The organism is Mameliella sp. LZ-28 (assembly GCF_012274245.1).
GTDB lineage: Bacteria > Pseudomonadota > Alphaproteobacteria > Rhodobacterales > Rhodobacteraceae > Antarctobacter > Antarctobacter albus.
Window position 1 is genome coordinate 805,865 of the sequence record NZ_JAANYX010000011.1, and the last position, 18,410, is coordinate 824,274.

Consider the following 18,410-nt stretch of genomic DNA (forward strand, 5'->3'; position numbering starts at 1 on the left):
TCAGAGCCGGGCCGCCGGGGTCAATCAGCTTGCGTCGGCAAGGGCGAAGGTTTCCAGCCGCCCTGCGTTGTCCGGCGTGATCAGCACGCAGTCCATCAGCTGTTTCTCCGGCTGACCGGTCGACCCGGTGCGCAGGTATTCGTCCGCCTGCTCGACCGCCAGCTGTGCCTGGCGATAGGCCGGTTGCAGCACGGTCGCCTTGATCCCGCCGGCCAGGATCGAATCCCGCACGTCGTTGGAACCGTCAAAGCCCACCACGATCACGTCGGTGCGGCCCGCCGCCTCGAGCGCGGCCCAGGCGCCCATCGCCATCGTGTCGTTACCGCAGATCACGCCCTTGATCCCCGGATTGGCCTGCAGGATGGTTTCCATCTTCTCGTAGCCTTCGGTCTGCGACCAGTTGGCGGACTGCTGCGCGACCATCTGAAGATCCGGGTACTGGTCGATGATGTCGTGATACCCGGCCGAGCGGATGCCCGCGTTGGTATCTGCCTCGCGGCCCAGCAGTTCGACGTAGGGGCCCTCTTCGCCCATGAGCGCGACGAATTCCTCGGCCCCCAGTTGCGCGCCCTGGTAGTTGTTCGACACGATCTGGCTGATGGCGATGCCGCTGGTCTTGATCTCGCGGTCGATCAGGAAGGACGGGATGCCCGCGTCCTTGGCCCGCTGGACCGGCGCGACAGAGGCATCGGCCCCGGCATTGTCACAGATGATCGCGACCGCGCCGCGTGCGATGGCCGTGTCGAACATCTCGGACTGCTTGTTGGGATCGTCGTCATGCACCAGGACAAGGGTCTCATAGCCCAGTTCCAGTGCCCGCGCCTCGGCGCCCACGGCTTCGGCCTTGAAGAAGGGGTTGTCGTGGCTCGGGGTGATGATCGCGATCAGGCCTTTGCCTTGTGCCTGGGCCGCGCGGACAGTCGGCAGAACCGCCGTAATGGCCAGACCGGATACAAAGAGACGACGTGTAATGCTCATGAATCATTCCTCCAAAGATCAGTCGGCCCGTTACGGGTCCTACCTCCCTGATCACGGTTAACCTGTGATATGATTACATGATTGTCAACAGGTATGATGAGTACTACAGTCCACCCCTGACAGGAGACCTCATGACCGACGATTTCATCCGTGTGACCTATCGCATCGAATGCCCCGGTAGCGTCGAGGCGATGGCGGCAAAGATCGCCTCGGACCAATCCACCGGGACCTTCACGGAATTGCCTGGCGAAACCGACGCGGTGCGCAAACGCTGCGCGGCCCGGGTGGAAAGCGTGACCGCCCTGCCCCCTGTGGACCGGCCCGGCTTTCCGACCGACACCCCCGGGCCCTACAACCGTGGCGACGCAGTGATCGCCTATCCGCTGGAAGCGATCGGCACCGACATCGCGGCGCTGATGACGGTGACGGTCGGCGGCGTCTATGCCGCACGTGGGCTGACCGGGGTGCGGGTGATGGACTTCGACTTGCCTGATGCCTGGTCCTGCCATCCCGGACCGCAATTCGGCATCAAGGGGTCCCGGCGCCTGACTGGCGTCGAAGAAGGGCCGATCATCGCCTCGATCATCAAGCCCTCGCTGGGGCTGACACCCGAGGACACCGCCGAAGTGGTGGCCGAGCTTTGCGCCGCCGGGGTCGATTTCATCAAGGACGACGAAAAGATGATGAACCCCGGCTACGCCCCGCTAGAGGCGCGGGTCGACGCCATCATGCCGGTGATCGACGCCCATGCGCAGAAGACCGGCAAGCGGGTGATGTATGCCTTTGGCATTTCGTCGGCCGATCCCGACCAGATGATGCGCGGGCATGACCATGTCGTGAAACGCGGCGGCAACGCGGCAGTCATCAACATCAACTCGATCGGACCGGGCGGCATGAGCTTCCTGCGCAAACGCTCGCAGCTGTGCCTGCACGCCCACCGCAACGGCTGGGACATCCTGACCCGCCATCCGGCGCTGGGGATGGAATTCCGCGCCTACCAAAAGCTCTGGCGCCTGATGGGCGTCGACCAGTTTCAGATCAACGGCATCGCGGCCAAGTACTGGGAACCGGACGAGAGCTTTGTCAAAAGTTTCCACGACGTGATGACTCCCATCTTTTCGGAGGACGACAGGCCCCTGCCGGTCGTCTGTTCGGGCCAGTGGGGCGGACAGGCGGTCGAGACCTACAACCGCACGGGCCGGACACTAGACCTGATGTATCTGGGCGGTGGCGGCATTCACGGGCACCCGATGGGCGCCGCCGCAGGCGTTCAAGCGATCCGGCAAGCCTGGGAGGCCGCTGCCGAAGGCCTGTCACTGCCGGACAAGGCGCGGCAGCATCCAGAGCTGCGGGCCTCGCTGGACAAGTGGGGATAGGCGGCGCGCGTACATGACGACCGCTGTTCCCGGGAGGGGACGCCGAAGACGGGTGCGCAGGCGGCGAAAGCGCGGTTTGCAGGTGATCACGCAGGCGTGTATCAGGTCCTGAGGGCGGCACTCTGCCCAGCCTGCGCATTTCCTCTGTAGCCAAGCGTGTCCAAGATGCCCAATCTTCTGATCCACATCGGCCAGGGAAAGACCGGCTCGACCTCTATCCAGAACTTCCTGCGCACCAATCCCGAGATGCTGCGCGACGCGGGTGTGCTGTTCCCCGAGACCGGCAAGCACACCAATCACCAGGACATCTTTTCCTATCTCACCGACGACGTGAAACAGCACGATCCCCGGCTGAGTGGCGCCCGTGCCGACAACCGCAAACGGGCCCTGGGGGAGGCGTTCTGGAAAGATGCCCGCGACACCATCCGCAAGACCAACCCACGGCTGGTGATCCTGTCCTGCGAAAACCAGTTCCGCCCCTTTCCCGCGGCGGCGCTTCAGCGTCTGACCGAGGAACTGCGCCCCCTTTTCAGCCACATCGACGTCTGTGCCTACCTGCGCGACCCGGCTTCGCATTTCCTGTCCTCCGCCCAGCAGGACCTGAAGAAACGTCCCGATTTCGCGATTCCCTCGCGCAGCTATTTCCGTGACACACTGGACCCCTGGCGCCTTCATGGCCCCGGCCCCCTGACCTGCGTGCGCTTTGCCCGGTCCGAACTGGCCGGCCAGGACGTGGTGACGGATTTCTGCCAGCGCTTCGCCGGGATCGATCCTGCCGGCGCGAAACACTCGGCCACCGAGGACAACACGAGCCTCAGCCCCGAGGCGATGGAAATCATGCAGCGCTACCTGCGCGGCGAGATCGACGCCCCGACCCGCTATCACGCCAAACGCACACAACGGATGAAGGCCCTTGTGCAGGAGGCCGACGGCAATTGCCCCGGCTTTTCGCGGCCCCGTTTGCGCGACGGTCTGAAAGAGGCGATCGAGGCCCGGGCACAGGACCTCGACTGGCTGGACCAGACATTCGGTGTCCGCTTTCCCGACATCGGCCAGCCCGCCCTGTCGCCAGAACAGGCAGACCAGCGCATCCGCGGCCTGAGCAGGGTTGCGGACGTCTGCGTCACCGACCCCGACCGGATCGAGGCCCTGCAGGCAGAGATTGCCCGCCTTGCAGCGGGCCGCCGGAGCCTGTTCGGCCTGTTCGCGAGGGGGGCGCGCAACTGACGCAGGTAGGCTTGGAAAGGGTTGAATGGTCTTCAAAATGATCGAGGCAGGTGGCACTAAACCCCCGCATTGACCGGAGCGAGGCAGACGATGCGCGACAGAGCAATTGGCCTGATGATCTCGGGCTCCGGCCGTTCGCGAACGACGAACCTCAGCATTCTTTTGTCGCAAGGCGAAAACGTCTTGAACATCGGCCAGTTGCGCGATGTCTGGGCGGGTTGGCCCCCGATGTCCCCTGCACCTGCGGCCATAGCCTGACGGACTGCGCGTCCTGGGGGCCGTGCGCGCCGAGGCCTACCCGGGACAGGCCGCCGAACAGGCAGACCGGCTGGACGCCGAAAGACGCGCCTTCATGACAGAGGCGGCGAGCCTGACCGGGCCCCGCCACCGCAACCATTCAGGGTGAGAAGAGGTAGCAGCGATACCGTCTTTGGCCCAAGTTTCGGCGTAGCCCCGATGCCGCGCGCGCGCCGTCAAAACGGTGTCCCCCTGCGAGAGCGTAGGAGCGATCTGGTGGGATTTCGTCCTGCCCGACGGGCGCAGCGGCTGGACTGTGGCAAAACACCTGTTGAGGTGACGCCCAAGCGAGCCCTGCCCGCCCCAGTCCCCCAAAAGCGATACTGCACTCGGACCGAAGAACCGCGGCATGTCCGATCCAGCAGCCGGACGTACAATTTGGTGAACGTCACCACCATCGCGCCCATCAGTCCTTTGAGCGCAATCGAGCCGTTTTGGCCGCGGGAATCTCGACATTGATCTCGAGGCTCGAAACGTCCTTGCTCCGGTCCATCCGGACGTCGACATCGTCCATCTCGATATCCACGTATTTCCGAACCGCCTGCACGATGTCACGCTGAAGAGCCGGCAGGTAGTCCGGCGCACCCGAACCCCGACCACGTTCATGCGCCAGCAGGATCTGCAGGCGATCTTTCGCCGTCTGCGCCGATTTTGTGCGGCGCGACCTGAGAGACAGTCCGAACAGGCTCATGCCGACCGTCCGAAAAGCCGATGGAACAGCCCCGGGCGGCGCTCGCCTGTAACCCGCATCTCCACTTCCTGGCCGGTCAGCCGAGCGACCGCGTCCTCATAGGCTCTGGAGGCGGCGGAGGGTTCGTCCAGCACGACCGGCGTGCCGACGTTTGATGCCCGCAACACCGCCTGGCTTTCCGGAATGATCCCCAGCAAAGGCACCGCCAGGATTTCCAGCACGTCCTCGACCGTCATCATCTCGCCCCTGTCGACCCGGGCGCGATCGTGGCGCGTCAGCAGGACTTGGGCCTTGACAGGTTCGGCACCCTCGGTTTCCGCGCGCTGTGTCTGGCTGCTGAGCAGCCCCAGCACTCGGTCGCTGTCGCGCACGGAAGAGACCTCGGGATTGGTCACGACAACGGCCTCGTCAGCGAAATACATCGCAAGATGCGCACCGCGCTCGATCCCGGCGGGGCTGTCGCAAATGATGTAGTCGAACTCCCTCTTCAATTCGTCCAACACTGCCTCGACGCCCTCCTTTGTCAGAGCATCCTTGTCGCGCGTCTGCGACGTTGGCAGGATCGAGAGCGTCTCCAGGCGCTTGTCACGAATAAGCGCCTGTTTGAGCCGCGCATCCCCTTGAATGACGTTGATGAAGTCGAACACCACGCGCCGCTCGCAGCCCATCGTCATGTCGAGGTTGCGGAGGCCTACATCGAAATCGATGACCACCGTCTTATGGCCCAGCTTGGCAAGACCGGCAGAGATGGCAGCAGCCGAGGTGGTCTTGCCAACGCCGCCCTTGCCGGATGTGATCACGATGACCCGACCGAGGGGCGGTTCTGCTTTCATTTGCGTCGTCATGCGATCGCCTCCATGCATAGTTTTTCTTTTTCGAGGAAGATCTGCGCGCACCGGTCGCGTGCCGCGGGGTCGAGCGTATCACTGGTCTTGTAAAGTCCGGCGATGGCCACGAGTTCAGCGTCAAGTTTCCCGCAGAAGATACGCGCGTTCACGTTGCCATGTACGCCTGCCACGGCCCGGCCTCGCAGGGTGCCGTAGATATGGATGTTGCCGCTGGCGACCACTTCTGCGCCCGATGCCACAGAGCCGACCACGGTCAGATCGCCGCGTTCGGCAACCACGATCTGCCCCGAACGAACCGGCGCGGTGACGATCTTGTTATCGGGCGGCAACAGTTTTTCGGCGCCGCGTTTGCGGCGTGTCGCGTCATCCGGGCCCGGCTCGTCCCGCCCGGGACAGAGTGGGATGAGTCCCATGGACTGCAGGGCCGATTGATCTATGGGACCCGCGTTCTGAACGCCGAAGACCAAAAGGTTCCGTTCGCGAAGCTCATGCGCAAGGTCGCGAATCTTCTCTGGCGTGGCGATGCCGGGAGCCCTGGCGAAATCGAGCACCACCGGCGCCGCGGAAAAGAACTGCGGCGTCTGCTGCAACTGCTCGTCTAGCGCTTCGTAAAACGCGACATCGGGTGGGCCGCCTTCGAGCCGGAGCGCGAGCGCAGTCAGGAAACGGCCGCGGATCTGGAATGGTTTGACGACTGCCCGCGCGCGCGTGGGCCGTTCATTGGCGTGACGTGACGACACGATGATGCTCTGCTCCTGCTCGTTTTTCGGTAGCGAGTCGCCTCGCCCCGTTTTTGCTCTGGCTAAAGCGTTGAGACGCGAGTGCCACATTGAAATTCGGACACCGCCGGATTTCAGCAGGAAGTCGCTGAAAGATATCCGCGCTAGCACGGTCTCGGACCCCGGCGGCCGATGTCAGGGCAAAACCGTCAGGTGCAAACGTGAAGAAGGACGCGCCACGCCAAACCGCCTCCACTTTTAATTTAATTTCATTATATTACCTGAAATCCACGCCAGCCGATCTGGCTTGCTGACATCAATGACCCGGTCCTCATTGAGTCCGCGTTTATGAGTTCGCTCTGTTCAGGGTTTGGTCCTCTACCGACCGTTGGTGATACTCCCACGGGGTGAGCCCGTCGAGGCTCGTGTGGGGTCTCTTGCCCATCACGCGTATCCTTCGAGCCTTTTACTCTCCGGTAAATCCGGGACGGTTCACATCGGTCGGCTCGTCTGGAACCGACAGCGTTTCGTGAAGGACCCTGACACCGGCAAGCGACAGGCCCGTCCGAACCCGCCGGAGGTGTGGGTGATCAAAGATGTTCCAAACATGAGGATCATCGAAGACAATCTCTGGTTTCGGCTGAAGCGTCGGCAAGGCGCGATCCGGGATGAGATCCTGGAGGCGCGTTCCGAAGAACCGGGTTCACGGGCGACGGAACGTGGCCGTCGGCCGCGTGACCTGCTTTCAGGGCTGTTGAACTGCGGACACTGTGGTGCAGGCTACATCATGATCAGTGCGTCGCGTTACGGATGTTCTGCGGCTCGGAACCGCGGAACCTGCGATAATCGGCGCAGCATCGCACGGACGATCGTCGAGGCACGCGTGCTTAACGGGCTTCAGCATTATCTGATGCAGCCCGAGCTTGTTTCCGAGTTCATTCGGACCTTCCAGGACGAGATACAGAAGGAATGTTTGGCCACACTGGCCCCCCGGACCGAGGAGGAACGTCGCCTCGCAAAGGTGGTCAAGGAGATCGACAGGATCGAAACAGCGATCACCGAAGGACTGTTCCATCAGAGCATGAAGGCGAAGATGGATACTCTGAAGGCGGAGCGAGCTGAGTTGGAGGCTAGGCTTTCTGCCACTCCGGCGCCAGAACCTGTGGCGCTGCACCCGGGGCTTTCGGATATTTATGCCCGGAAGGTGGCAGACCTCGTAGCGACACTCAACGCACCAGACACTCGGTCGGAGGCAGCGGATCTCCTGCGGAGTCTTATCGACAGGATTGTTCTGCACCCCGACGCGGATGCACCAAACGGCCATGAGATTGAACTTTTCGGGGAACTTGGAGCGATCTTATCGTTTCGCGTCGGTGAGTTACCGGAAACGCCGAAGGCCCGCCATGGTGGCGGGCCTTCGAGGCAAGTAACGTTGGTTGCGGGGGTAGGATTTGAACCTACGACCTTCAGGTTATGAGCCTGCGGGCCAGTATCGGAAAACATCAAAGAAATCAGTGATCACATCCATATTTCGCGAAATATCAACAATTTACGTTGACGCAAAGAGTCATCCACTGTCATACGTTCGCACAAATAGTCGGACACAAGACGGACACGATATGCTCAAGATCAACGAGACATTCTGCAAGAAGGCGGAGCTGCCCAAGAGCGGTTACAAGTTTCATCGCGACAGCGAACTCACCGGATTTGGTTTGCGAGTGACAGCTGCCGGCGCGCGCTCGTTCGTCCTGAACTACTCCATTCATGGTCGCGAACGGAGGAAGACCATCGGGAGCTTTCCGACGTGGAGCGCAGCGGCGGCTCGTGACGAAGCCAAGCGGCTACGCCGACAGATCGATCAAGGGTTCGATCCTCTGGCTGAAGAACAAGACCTGCGAAAGGCACCAAGGGTTTCTGACCTCTGGAACGAGTACGAGCGCGTCCATCTGCCCAACCTGTCGAAACGCGGGGCGCAAGATCAGAAGAGCATGTGGCATAAGTACATTCTGCCAAAACTCGGCACGACGCTGGTACGGGAACTGAACAGCCGACAGATTGACGCTCTACATGCCGAGGTCAGCCGGACTGGCAGCACTCGTGCAAATCGCGTTCTCGAGGCCTTCCGCAAGGCGCTGAACCTGGCGATGCGCTGGGAATGGATCGACGCCAATCCAGCAACCGGGTTTCGCAGGAACAGGGAACATGCAAGGGAGCGTTATCTGTCGAACGCTGAATATGAGAGGATCTTCGATGCTCTGGATCGGATGCCCAACCAGAAGGCTGCAAACGCTATCCGCCTCCTGGCGCTGACAGGCGCGCGTCGCAGCGAAGTGCTGACACTCGAGTGGCGTGACCTTGACCTTGAACTCGGCCTATGGATCCGCCCGCCAGAAAAGACCAAGGATCGGACGCGCAAGCGGATCACCCTATCTAACGCGGCAGTTGCCCTACTACGTGGAATGCAGGAGACGGCAGAGCATCCTTTTGTGTTCCCAACGTCGAAGGGAACAGCCATGCCGGATCTGAAGCGTCCTTGGGCTTGGCTCAAGGAGGAGACCGGAATTGCAGACTTGCGCATCCATGATCTCCGCCACTCGTTTGCTTCCCTGCTGATCTCAAGCGGCGAGACTTTGGAAACCATCGGGAAGCTGCTCGGGCACTCTCAGCATCAGACGACCCTTCGCTATGCGCACTTGATGGATGACCCTATGCGACGTGCCGCAGAGCGTGTTTCGCAGCACCTGTCAACCGCGAGCTTCGCGAAATGATCCGGCGCATTTCGCGAAATAAAGCAAAATATCAATGACTTACAAGGTCATTTCGCGAAGCCAGGGGAAGACAGGCAGAGTCAGGAAAGGGTACAAGGTCTCCACTTGCAACAAGTAATGGAGACCATCGTGTCACAGACTGAATCACAACTGACTGCCACCGAAGTAGCCGACCTTCTCGGCGTCTCGGAGCGCACCTTGAACCGTTGGCACGCCCTGCGTGTTGGCCCGCCCCGGTGCAAGCTTGGGCGGAAGGTTCTGTACCGCCGCGCGGCGCTCGAAGAATGGCTGGCCGCAAACGAGGTACTGCCGACCCGCACCTTTGTGGGAGGTGCAGCATGACCATGATGCTTAAGGCGCTTGAATACGCTCAGCGCGGATGGGCCGTTTTTCCGGTGCATGGGATCGTAGACGGTCGCTGCACCTGCGGATCAGACGACTGCAAGAGCCCTGGGAAGCACCCCGTGTTTCCCGGCGGCTTCAAGAACGCTACGACCGATGGAGAGACCATTCGTGACTGGTGGTCGCAAGTCCCGGACGCCAACGTTGCTATCGCCACCGGCGAGGCATCTGGGATCTTCGTCCTGGATGTCGACATCGGTGCCGACAAGAGTGGCGAGCGGTCTCTTGCAGAGCTCGAGGAGCGGATTGGCCGGCTCCCTGCCGAGGCCGTAGTCCGGACCGGCAGCGGGGGTCTCCACTTCTATTTCGCAATGCCCTCCGCGCCCATCCGCAGCAGTGCCAGCAGGCTCGGCCTCAATCTCGATGTTAGGGGGACCGGTGGTTACGTCGTCGCTCCCCCTTCCAAGCACATCTCTGGAAACAACTACACTTGGGAAACCCTCAATGTCTGACATGCCCGTAAACATCCCGGCCGCCCCTACCGCACTCATCAAGGAACTGACGGATCCTGCGCCGGCGCGCGTTCCCGCAAACTCCAACTATCCGCCTGCAGCCTTCATGCGTGAGGGAGGGCGTAACGAAACTCTCGCGAGCATTGCAGGAGCAGCCCGCCGGCGGGGAGCGAGCCACGAAGAGCTTTTCACCATGCTCGAGGCAATCAACCGGACCAGCAATAACCCGCTTCCGATCGAAGAGGTGGATCAGGTAGCAAGGAGCATCAGCAACTACGCACCCGCCAATGACGACGTGCCTTTTGACGACATTCCGCTTTCGGTTGTCGCGGCTCGCGAGCTTGCGCCCCATTGCTGTATGACGTCCGCGACGGGCTGGATGTATTTCGACGGGAAGAAGTGGAGCCCCGAAGGAGCGTCTGCCCGCGTTGCGGAAGCAACCAAGAACCTGCTTCAGAACCTTTATCGGACGGTTGCCGCATCAGGTGATGTCGAGCGGATGAAGAGCGCCAAGAGTTTGCTTTCCGCAGCTCGGGTGAACCGCATCACTGATTTGGTCAGCAGTGCTCCTAGCATCTTCAGGGACCTTGACGACTTTGACGCACCCGGTCCGCTTCTGAATCTGCAGAACGGCGTGCTCGATTTGGATTCGATGGAGTTGCGGGCGCACAACCCCGCACTTCGGTTCACGAAGCTTGCAAACGTATCCTACGATCCTGACGCGACCTGCCCCACGTTCGATCGCTTCATGGACGACATCATGCCGGAGGAAATGCAGTCATTCTTGATGCGTTTGTTCGGGTATGCACTGCTTGGTAAGCCGAACAGGCAGGTTTTCACGATTTTCCACGGGGCGGGCAGTAACGGAAAGTCGACCCTTATCAATATCGTCCAGCATATCTTCGGCGATTACGCCCGGTCGGCCGAGCCCAATACGTTCATCAGGCAGCGCACTGAACGTGTGAGGGACGATCTCGCCCGCCTTAAGGGAGCACGGATGGTTGCAACGTCCGAGCTCGCAACGGGCGAGATCCTTGATGCCGCTCTGGTCAAGCGTCTCACCGGCGGTGACACTATCACCGCGCGCGCACTGTACAAGGAGTCGTTCGAGTTCCAGCCGCAGTTCACTCTGTTCATGGTGAGCAACGCCTTGCCGGTCATCGATGGCGGAGATGCAGCTTTGGCGCGCCGGCTTATTCTGGTTCCGTTTGAGAACGTGATCCATAATCGCGATGACACCCTGCCGGAGCGCTTGCGCGAAGAGGCAAGCGGTATCTTCAACCGCATCCTCGCAGGACTCGCCGATTATCGTGAAAATGGCCTGGGCGTTCCCGAGACGGTCGCGACCGCCGCCGCTCGCTATGCGGCTGACTCAGACCTGATCATGGCGTTCCTTGAAGAGAGCTGTGAAATCAACGAAACTGCCAGTGTCGGCGCCAGTGACCTTTATCGGGCATATCGGACTTGGTGTGGCAAGGGCGGGTACTCACAACTGAGCCAGAACATCTTTCGCCAGGAAATCATCAAGCGGACCAGTATCTCGCCCAAGCGTACGAACAAGGGTAATGTTTGGCCGGGGATTGGCCTGCGGTGGCGGCAATATGACCTGCCGGTAGCCTAAGAGCGTGTAGGCCGTGTAAGCCAGAACCCTAACCTTTTATATATTCTCTCCTCTATAGGGAGTTAGGGTAAAAGACTACACGGCCTACACTCATCTGCATTTCAGCAAATGAGCATCGAAAAATATGAGTGTGAAAACCGGTCAAAAGCTGTTTGAAAACCCCACCAAATGGCCGCTGTTGCCTCCTTGGTGGCTCCTCCCTCGTCCGCAGGCCGCTGCCCTCCTCAACGTGACCTCCGCAACGATGCGCAACTGGCGCATCCGTGGCGAAGGCCCGCCGCAAGTTCCCCCGATGTACCTGCGGCCCACCCAAGGCGATCCCGCGTACTACAGGTATGCCGACATCCGCGAATGGGCGGCGAGCCGCGTCGGACTGCAATACGCATTCGAGGATCAGTGCCGCGACTTCTTCGAGCAAATCTTCCCGAACCTAGCCGGCGGGACGGATCAGATGAAGGGGCGAGCATGGACGTTCGACCGCATCTATCGCGAAGACCGGGACAGGCTCAGGTCCGGGAGGAAGACCTGGTATCTCTCCCAGGAGACCATCGAAGCGCTGGACCTGCATTTTTCTCGGCAGCCGGTATGCCTTAAGTAATCGGGCCTGTACCGATTTGGCAGCGTAACCTACCGTCCTGTTCGTGAAACACGCACAGATGTCCGGAGTTGCCCCAGTAAGTAAGACTTCACAGACATCCGCGACGGGCATATCAGAGCCGCGCCGCGTTGCGTCGGTGTGCATCCGACGCCTCTGAGCCAAGGGCTGAGAAACCCGCAGCGGACGGATTGAGACTCTCCTGGTTAGAACGACAGTGAGAGATACGACGCCCGTTTACTATACGCCGTGGAAAAGTTTGCTTTACGCAAGTGCGCGCACCACCGGGTTGCCGCTTGCCTTCCAATGGCGGAACCTCACCTACTCCCGCTGCCTTCCGGTGTAGAAGTGCGGAGCACAACCAAAGCTAGTCAGGCCATCTGAGCTTTATTCTCAGGCTTGCATTCGCTAGACTGAGCTCTGGCGAAGATGTTTGCCGTGAACGTGAGGAGACAATGGCGAGAGTATTCATCAGCTTTGCTATGGAAGACAAAGTTTTGAGAGGTTTTCTTGTTGGACAGAAGAAGAATGCCAAGACTCAAATAGATTTTACTGATTACTCAGTGAAACAACCTTGGGAATCAAATTGGAAGACCAATTGTAGGGCCCGGATCAAAGGATGCTCCGGCTGTATTGGGATCATTACGAAAAACACCTCCAAAGCTCACGGGCAGCTTTGGGAGCTGAAGTGCGCCATCGATGAGGGCGTGCCACTCATGTTGATCCATGGATACACTTCCGCCGACATGAGGGTTGGGTCGCTGCCTTCTGTGATATCAGGCCGACGGATTAACCTTTGGACTGAGAGTAATATTGTGAACTTTCTGAATAAAATTGGATGATGGAAATGAAAAAGGCGTTGATTGTAGGGATTGACGATTACGACAGCCCAAACAAACTCACTGGCTGCGTCAACGACGCGGTTGAGCTTTCTTCACTTCTCGAGACAAACGGTGATGGCTCTCCAAATTTTGATGTCAGGCGGATTACGAGCAACGATACCGAGGTAACAAGTGAAATCCTTCACAAAATGATTGGGGAACTTTTCTCCGGAGAGGCAGAGACCGCGCTTTTCTACTTTGCTGGCCACGGAATAGTTGACGAACAGACTAACTCTGGTTTCCTTGTTACCCAAGATGGGCGAAAACCCAGCTGGGGGATTAGTCTTGGCGAGATACTTTCTCAGGCAAACGACGCGCACCCAAGAATAAAATCAACAGTAATACTCCTGGATAGCTGCCAATCTGGTTTCGCTGGCGAAGTGGTCGGCTTGGGTGACCAGGGTCGCGTTTCCCATATCGGCAATGGTGTAACAATCTTGACGGCATGTCATCGTGCAGGGTTTGCTGCCGAGGAGAATGGGCACGGCTCTTTCACGGGGATCATTCTGGACGGTCTAGCGGGGTCAGCGAGCGATATAGTCGGGCGTGTTACTCCGGCATCGCTTTATGCACATGTAGATCAAACGCTTGGCGGATGGGAGCAGCGACCGATATACAAGGCTAATGTGCAGAGCTTTGTTACTTTACGGGAGGTCGCTCCCAAAGTTCGAAGGGAAGTCCTCAGACGTTTACCCAGTTACTTCCCGACGCCAGGGCACGAATTCAAGCTAGACCCTTCATACGAGCCTGATAGAGGTGAGGAGCACGATCGATTGAAAGACATTCCGGTAGACGACGAGCACGTACGGATTTATCGCGAGCTTCAAGAATGCAATCGACATGGTTTGGTTGTCCCCACTAATCATGAGCACATGTGGCATTCAGCCGTCTTCTCTGGTGGCTGTCGGCTTACGGCTACCGGTGCCCATTTTCGTAGGCTGGCCGAAAAGAAGAGGCTATAAATTATATGGCGAAAAAGGTCTTTATTTCACACAAAAACACCGACTCTCGAACTGCAGAAAGGGTGGCACATCGCGTGAAATCAAACGGACTTCAGACGTATCTTGACATGATCGACGATGCTCTCGCCCAGGATGGGCCTGATCTAGCCGATCTCCTGCTTGATAGAATGTCAAATTGCGACCAACTCATTGCGGTGGTTTCACGGGATACTAAGGATTCATGGTGGGTGCCGTGGGAGATTGGGGTAGGCTCGGAAAAGGGTTTTCGGATGGCTAGCTACTCCGAGGGCTACGTAGACCTGCCATCATACTTAGAGAAATGGCCCGATCTTCATTCCAACTCCGACATTGATCTGTTCTGCAAACTCTCAAAGCGGGCTGATTTAGAAATTCTGCGCCGATCCAGGATAACCGTAGGTGAAGATAATCGCGTGCACATTCAGAAGAGCGAAGCGATCAATTTCCACAAATCTTTACGCTCCGAACTAAAACGGGGTCGCTGGCAATTTTAATAACTCGGTGACCAGGAAGCCATTGGAGAGAGAATGAAAGTACCCGTATTTATAAGTCACCCAACACCGCACCTTTATTCGCAGATGCGGTTTCTGGAGGAGTTCAAAGCGGATTTGATTTCGCGCGGGTTCGAGCCTCTAACCTTGGGGCCCGAGAGCAGCTATGATTACGACGCCCCTCTTGTCGGCATAAGACGGATTCTCACACATTGCTGCGGCTTGGTCTCGGTAGCGTTCCGCCGCACTCATGTGGCATCCGCAACAAAGTACTTGGGTGCTGACATCGTGGGCCGAGCCCAAGAACCTTCATCCGACTTTTGGTTCACGAGTCCATATTGTCAAATCGAACCGGCAATGGCGTTCCAACTCGGCCTGCCGATTCTCATCCTACGTGAGGAAGGTGTTCTCCCAGAGGGCGTACTTGAGAAGGGCGTGACGGGTCTTTATCTACCCGAATTTAGACTTGATGCTGCCACTTCTTTCATCGGCGGCGAGGAGTGCCGCCGGCTTCTAGATCAATGGGGAGGATATGTACGAACTGTCTATAAAAGGCGTGGCGACCCGCCAGCATTGTTCACCTGACCTTTCTAGAGAATCTTCTTTTTTGTTTGGAAAGTGCCGATGAAAGCTGCAATTGTGATTGGCGTCGATGCAATCAACGGGGACCTTCCTCGACTTCGGGCGGCAGCCTCCAGCGCCGTCGAAGTTGCCAGCTGGCTGCGACGCAGTGAGTATGAAGTGAACCTCTTCACTGACGAAGATGGTCCGGTGACACGGAGCGATATTTTCAGTGCGGTGACTTCTTTAGTTCACAAGTGCACTGTTAAGCAGTTAGTCATTTACTTTGCTGGACATGGCTTCCTCAAAGGACCGCTAGACGAGCATTGGCTGCTAAGTGGCGCACCAGTTGATCCCTCTGAATCTGTCAACGTGACCTATTCTGCGGCCGCTGCCCGTTATCGAGGCATACCTCGGATCATTTTTATTAGCGACGCCTGCCGAGTGGCCCCTAAGAGCGATGTTCATTCTGGCATCACCGGCGGGTCAATTTTTCCCAATATCGCACCGACGCCGAGAAGTGCTGAGATAGATTTCTACTATGCCACTCAGCCCGGAGACCCCGCTTACGAACGCGATGCTACAGAGGCTGAATGCGCGCATGGCCTTTTCACAAAGGAGCTCCTAGACGCGCACAAAGAAGCTCCGCCGGAGGCGCTGCTCACAATCGGCAGACGGCTTTATGTACGCAACGACTGGTTAAAAGACGTTCTCGAGGAACGAGTTTGCGCAAGTGCGGAGAATATCTCACTGCGCCTTACCCAGATACCGGATGTCCAAATCCAGATGCGTGACGGCTATATCGCGCTCAAGGACGGCGATACGCCATCTGTTCGGACACGGAACTTTTCCGCTAAGCGCGGCCATCCTTCGCTGGGTCTACAGACGGCTATCAGAAAGCGGCGCTCTGGGTCCACATATGGGCCCGACGGCATTATCAAGGATCGGGCCCGTGAAAATAAGCGCTTCAAAGAACGTCTAGGTGTGCTCCAGCGTGCAGAACAGGCGGGGCGAATTAGGGTGCGCGATGATGTGTTTGAGACGCACCTCACGTGCGTAGGCGATAAATTTGCCGTCATAGCCTCAGGTTCTGGTCTCCTCGCCGAACTTTCAGAACAGGAAATTGGTACAACATACCGAATCCGTCTCGCCGGAAACTCTTCACAAGTCGCAGTCCAGTTTTCTGACGGCTGCGGTATGTTGTTGCCGGTTCTCTCCGATTATGCGTGCGAAGTCGTTCGCGACGAGGGTCGTACACTTTCGGTAAGCTATTCTTGTCGACCCTTTCAAGATCCGTGGCTCGGAGAACTTCGTGCGGAAGTTCTGAGCGCAGCCACATTGGGACTTCTGGATCTCAACAGCGAGTCTGCCCGCGCGCTAGCTCAAAAGCTGCGGAGGGGGAAGCGATCCGATCCTATTCTCGGCTTGGTCGCAGCGCTCGCGTACGCCCTTGCTGGCGACTCGAAAGGTGCGAGCTCGGTTCGCGAATATATGCGACGAGACTTGAATGTCGACCTTTTTGATAGTTGGCTGCTCGGTGGAGCTGGAAAAGACCTCCCAATCCAACCGAAAATGCCGCTTTTGGCTCAAACCTGGAACTTTTTGGAAGTGTTTGGCACACCTTTCGCGGAAGAAATGAAGCACTTGCGTAGAGTCGCCGGTTTTTGGACTGTATTTGAGGCGGACGCCATGGATAAGGTCGCAGGTCTCGTTCAATCTAGTAAATGGGGCTTTTAACAAATGCCTATGGCAAGATTGGTGTTAATCCACGGACGAGCACAAGAAGGGAAATCAGAAGCCGCACTGATTGAAGAATGGATGACTCCTCTTCGGAGAGCTTTAGGTGATAAGGCGTCTTGCCTCGACAAAGTTGAGGTTAGGGCTCCGTTTTACGGAGATCGCTTGGTTGAGTTTTTGTCTTCACTGGGCGAACCGACGCCCGGTGACATTCTCGTAAGAGGATCTAATATTTATGAGGACGACGAAAAGTATCGCGCATTCTTGGGTGAGCACTTTGAGGCTCTTCGGCAACGAAAGGGAATTGAGGACGCGGCACTGTTAGAAGAAGCAAACATTGATTTGATCGAGCGTGGACCACAGAATTGGCTTTGGGTCTTGGCGGTCATTCGCTTTTTAAACAAGATTCCCGGCATCGATGCAGAGGTAATTGAAAGTTTGCTCCGAGATGTATGGATTTACTTTCAGCGCCAGACGGTGCGCAAAGAAATCGATAAAATCGTAGCGTCTGCATTTAAAACCGAGCTGCCTGTTGTATGCATTGCACACTCGCTGGGCACGATAGTCGGTTACAACATACTGAAAAATTTTACCAAGGGTTCTGTTCCACAGTTCATGACGCTCGGCTCTCCTTTGGGGTTGGATATATCGCGCCGAGCACTGTCTCCCTTAGTTCACCCGCCGACTGTTGGACGCTGGTTCAATGCGCGGGATCGCCGAGATGTGGTTGCCCTTTATCCTTTGAGTGGCGATCGATTTCCAGTTGTTCCAGTGATCAGCAACTACGACGACGTCGAAAATCAGACATCTAATTCACATGGTATTAGCGGTTACATAGGCAGTCCGGTCGTCGCCAAAGAATTGTACAGCACACTATCAAACTTAGAGGGGGTTCATGGCCGTAGATTTTAACACCGCGTTGGCATCCTCACTGAGAATACAAATTTTTAAGTGCAGATAGCCGATTCAAAAATAGTGACTGATACAGCGCCAGACCGTCGACGCGGGCGGAGTTCTGACAGACTAAGTTCAAGCCGGGCGTTGCTCGGGAAGCATCCATTAGAGCCGCGTTATTTGGTGACGGCTGGCGTGGCGTGTGGCGACTTTACGCGTATTCGCCTTGCAAATGCTGGAAAGGGTAGTCGCAGCCACGACCGCCTCAAGACATGGATGGTCACCGAGGCTAAGTCTGTCTAAACGGGCGAACGCGATGTTTCAGCAACCGCATGAGCTTCGAAGGATTTTGACGCTTCCGGCTGATTTACGCCAGAGGAGCAACCTGGATTCGGACAATTGCGACTGGTGCACCAAGATGAACCATCCGAAGATCTCGAATCTCCCTGGGGATGACAATCGCACGGTGAGTTCGTCGCGCGTGCTTTGGTCGCAAAACTCGTGGTACGGGGTAGGTTTGGGGTGTCGAGGTCTGCAGCAAACCGCGTCGCGTTTCGGACATGTGTCGGACACAAGCAAAAGGGCTTAGCGGTGTTACCCTGCTAAGCCCTTGATTTAGTTGGTTGCGGGGGTAGGATTTGAACCTACGACCTTCAGGTTATGAGCCTGACGAGCTACCGGGCTGCTCCACCCCGCGCCAATTCCGGGTTTGTCTTCCGGTATTTTGGGCGACATTGGTTGGTGCACCAATGGTCGATTTTGACTTTTTGCATAGAGGGATTTGGTTTTTACTAGGTTTGGCGGCGACCTACTCTCCCACGTCTTGAGACGCAGTACCATTGGCGCGGTGGCACTTAACGGCCGGGTTCGGAATGGATCCGGGTGTTTTGCT

17 protein-coding genes, 1 tRNA gene and 1 rRNA gene are annotated in these 18,410 nt (G+C 57.9%); 13 read left to right on the forward strand and 6 right to left on the reverse strand.

Going from position 1 to position 18,410, the window contains the following annotated elements:
- Nucleotides 1-24 precede the first annotated feature (24 nt).
- The gene (locus tag G9Q80_RS10535; protein WP_043139973.1) at nucleotides 25-978 is read right to left on the reverse strand and encodes a D-ribose ABC transporter substrate-binding protein; all 954 of its coding nucleotides are present in this window, start codon (nucleotides 976-978) and stop codon (nucleotides 25-27) included.
- A gap of 131 nt (nucleotides 979-1,109) precedes the next feature.
- On the opposite strand from G9Q80_RS10535, the gene oiaX reads away from it, so the two are divergent.
- Both oiaX and G9Q80_RS10545 read left to right on the forward strand, forming a co-directional pair.
- Nucleotides 1,110-2,354, forward strand: a complete 1,245-nt coding sequence (oiaX, locus tag G9Q80_RS10540; RefSeq protein WP_088715076.1) for a 3-oxo-isoapionate-4-phosphate decarboxylase OiaX — start codon at nucleotides 1,110-1,112, stop codon at nucleotides 2,352-2,354.
- A 165-nt stretch (nucleotides 2,355-2,519) separates the two neighbouring features.
- Nucleotides 2,520-3,581: a hypothetical protein gene (locus G9Q80_RS10545; protein WP_088715077.1), complete on the forward strand. Its 1,062-nt coding sequence runs from the start codon at nucleotides 2,520-2,522 to the stop codon at nucleotides 3,579-3,581.
- Nucleotides 3,582-4,284: 703 nt separating this feature from the next.
- Here the strand turns inward: G9Q80_RS10545 and minE are convergent.
- The 3 genes from minE to minC are packed head-to-tail and all read right to left on the reverse strand — an operon-like array spanning nucleotide 4,285 to nucleotide 6,247.
- The gene (minE, locus tag G9Q80_RS10550) at nucleotides 4,285-4,569 is read right to left on the reverse strand and encodes a cell division topological specificity factor MinE (RefSeq protein WP_043139982.1); all 285 of its coding nucleotides are present in this window, start codon (nucleotides 4,567-4,569) and stop codon (nucleotides 4,285-4,287) included.
- A complete protein-coding gene (gene minD / locus G9Q80_RS10555) occupies nucleotides 4,566-5,414 on the reverse strand; it encodes a septum site-determining protein MinD (protein WP_043140129.1) in 849 nt (282 codons plus the stop codon). Before minD ends, minE begins: the two co-directional genes overlap by 4 nt.
- Complete coding sequence (gene minC, locus G9Q80_RS10560) at nucleotides 5,411-6,247, reverse strand: septum site-determining protein MinC (protein WP_088715078.1); 837 nt, start codon at nucleotides 6,245-6,247, stop codon at nucleotides 5,411-5,413. Before minC ends, minD begins: the two co-directional genes overlap by 4 nt.
- 475 nt (nucleotides 6,248-6,722) lie before the next feature.
- On the opposite strand from minC, the gene G9Q80_RS10565 reads away from it, so the two are divergent.
- The 11 genes from G9Q80_RS10565 to G9Q80_RS10615 all read left to right on the forward strand — a co-directional run bounded on the left by G9Q80_RS10565 (nucleotide 6,723) and on the right by G9Q80_RS10615 (nucleotide 17,536).
- Entirely contained in the window at nucleotides 6,723-7,613 is an 891-nt protein-coding gene (locus G9Q80_RS10565) for a recombinase zinc ribbon domain-containing protein (RefSeq protein ID WP_133066398.1), read from the forward strand.
- Between the two features lie 142 nt (nucleotides 7,614-7,755).
- Entirely contained in the window at nucleotides 7,756-8,904 is a 1,149-nt protein-coding gene (locus tag G9Q80_RS10570; RefSeq protein WP_088715080.1) for a tyrosine-type recombinase/integrase, read from the forward strand.
- A gap of 117 nt (nucleotides 8,905-9,021) precedes the next feature.
- Complete coding sequence (locus tag G9Q80_RS10575; RefSeq protein ID WP_088715081.1) at nucleotides 9,022-9,246, forward strand: helix-turn-helix transcriptional regulator; 225 nt, start codon at nucleotides 9,022-9,024, stop codon at nucleotides 9,244-9,246.
- Nucleotides 9,243-9,758: a bifunctional DNA primase/polymerase gene (locus G9Q80_RS10580; protein ID WP_157903824.1), complete on the forward strand. Its 516-nt coding sequence runs from the start codon at nucleotides 9,243-9,245 to the stop codon at nucleotides 9,756-9,758. The genes G9Q80_RS10575 and G9Q80_RS10580 overlap by 4 nt, the downstream gene beginning before the upstream one ends.
- Nucleotides 9,751-11,379, forward strand: a complete 1,629-nt coding sequence (locus G9Q80_RS10585; RefSeq protein WP_168246458.1) for a phage/plasmid primase, P4 family — start codon at nucleotides 9,751-9,753, stop codon at nucleotides 11,377-11,379. The genes G9Q80_RS10580 and G9Q80_RS10585 overlap by 8 nt, the downstream gene beginning before the upstream one ends.
- A gap of 124 nt (nucleotides 11,380-11,503) precedes the next feature.
- Complete coding sequence (locus G9Q80_RS10590; RefSeq protein WP_088715083.1) at nucleotides 11,504-11,977, forward strand: helix-turn-helix domain-containing protein; 474 nt, start codon at nucleotides 11,504-11,506, stop codon at nucleotides 11,975-11,977.
- Between the two features lie 835 nt (nucleotides 11,978-12,812).
- Nucleotides 12,813-13,817, forward strand: a complete 1,005-nt coding sequence (locus G9Q80_RS10595; RefSeq protein ID WP_232788199.1) for a caspase family protein — start codon at nucleotides 12,813-12,815, stop codon at nucleotides 13,815-13,817.
- 5 nt (nucleotides 13,818-13,822) lie between these two features.
- Complete coding sequence (locus tag G9Q80_RS10600; RefSeq protein ID WP_088715085.1) at nucleotides 13,823-14,329, forward strand: toll/interleukin-1 receptor domain-containing protein; 507 nt, start codon at nucleotides 13,823-13,825, stop codon at nucleotides 14,327-14,329.
- A 33-nt stretch (nucleotides 14,330-14,362) separates the two neighbouring features.
- A complete protein-coding gene (locus tag G9Q80_RS10605) occupies nucleotides 14,363-14,911 on the forward strand; it encodes a hypothetical protein (protein ID WP_133066400.1) in 549 nt (182 codons plus the stop codon).
- A gap of 39 nt (nucleotides 14,912-14,950) precedes the next feature.
- Complete coding sequence (locus G9Q80_RS10610; RefSeq protein ID WP_121497601.1) at nucleotides 14,951-16,624, forward strand: caspase family protein; 1,674 nt, start codon at nucleotides 14,951-14,953, stop codon at nucleotides 16,622-16,624.
- 9 nt (nucleotides 16,625-16,633) lie between these two features.
- Nucleotides 16,634-17,536: a hypothetical protein gene (locus tag G9Q80_RS10615; RefSeq protein ID WP_133066401.1), complete on the forward strand. Its 903-nt coding sequence runs from the start codon at nucleotides 16,634-16,636 to the stop codon at nucleotides 17,534-17,536.
- A gap of 602 nt (nucleotides 17,537-18,138) precedes the next feature.
- On the opposite strand, the gene G9Q80_RS10620 is transcribed toward G9Q80_RS10615, so the two are convergent.
- Nucleotides 18,139-18,215, reverse strand: a tRNA-Met gene (locus G9Q80_RS10620).
- 98 nt (nucleotides 18,216-18,313) lie between these two features.
- A 5S ribosomal RNA gene (gene rrf / locus G9Q80_RS10625) occupies nucleotides 18,314-18,410 on the reverse strand; the annotation flags it as partial.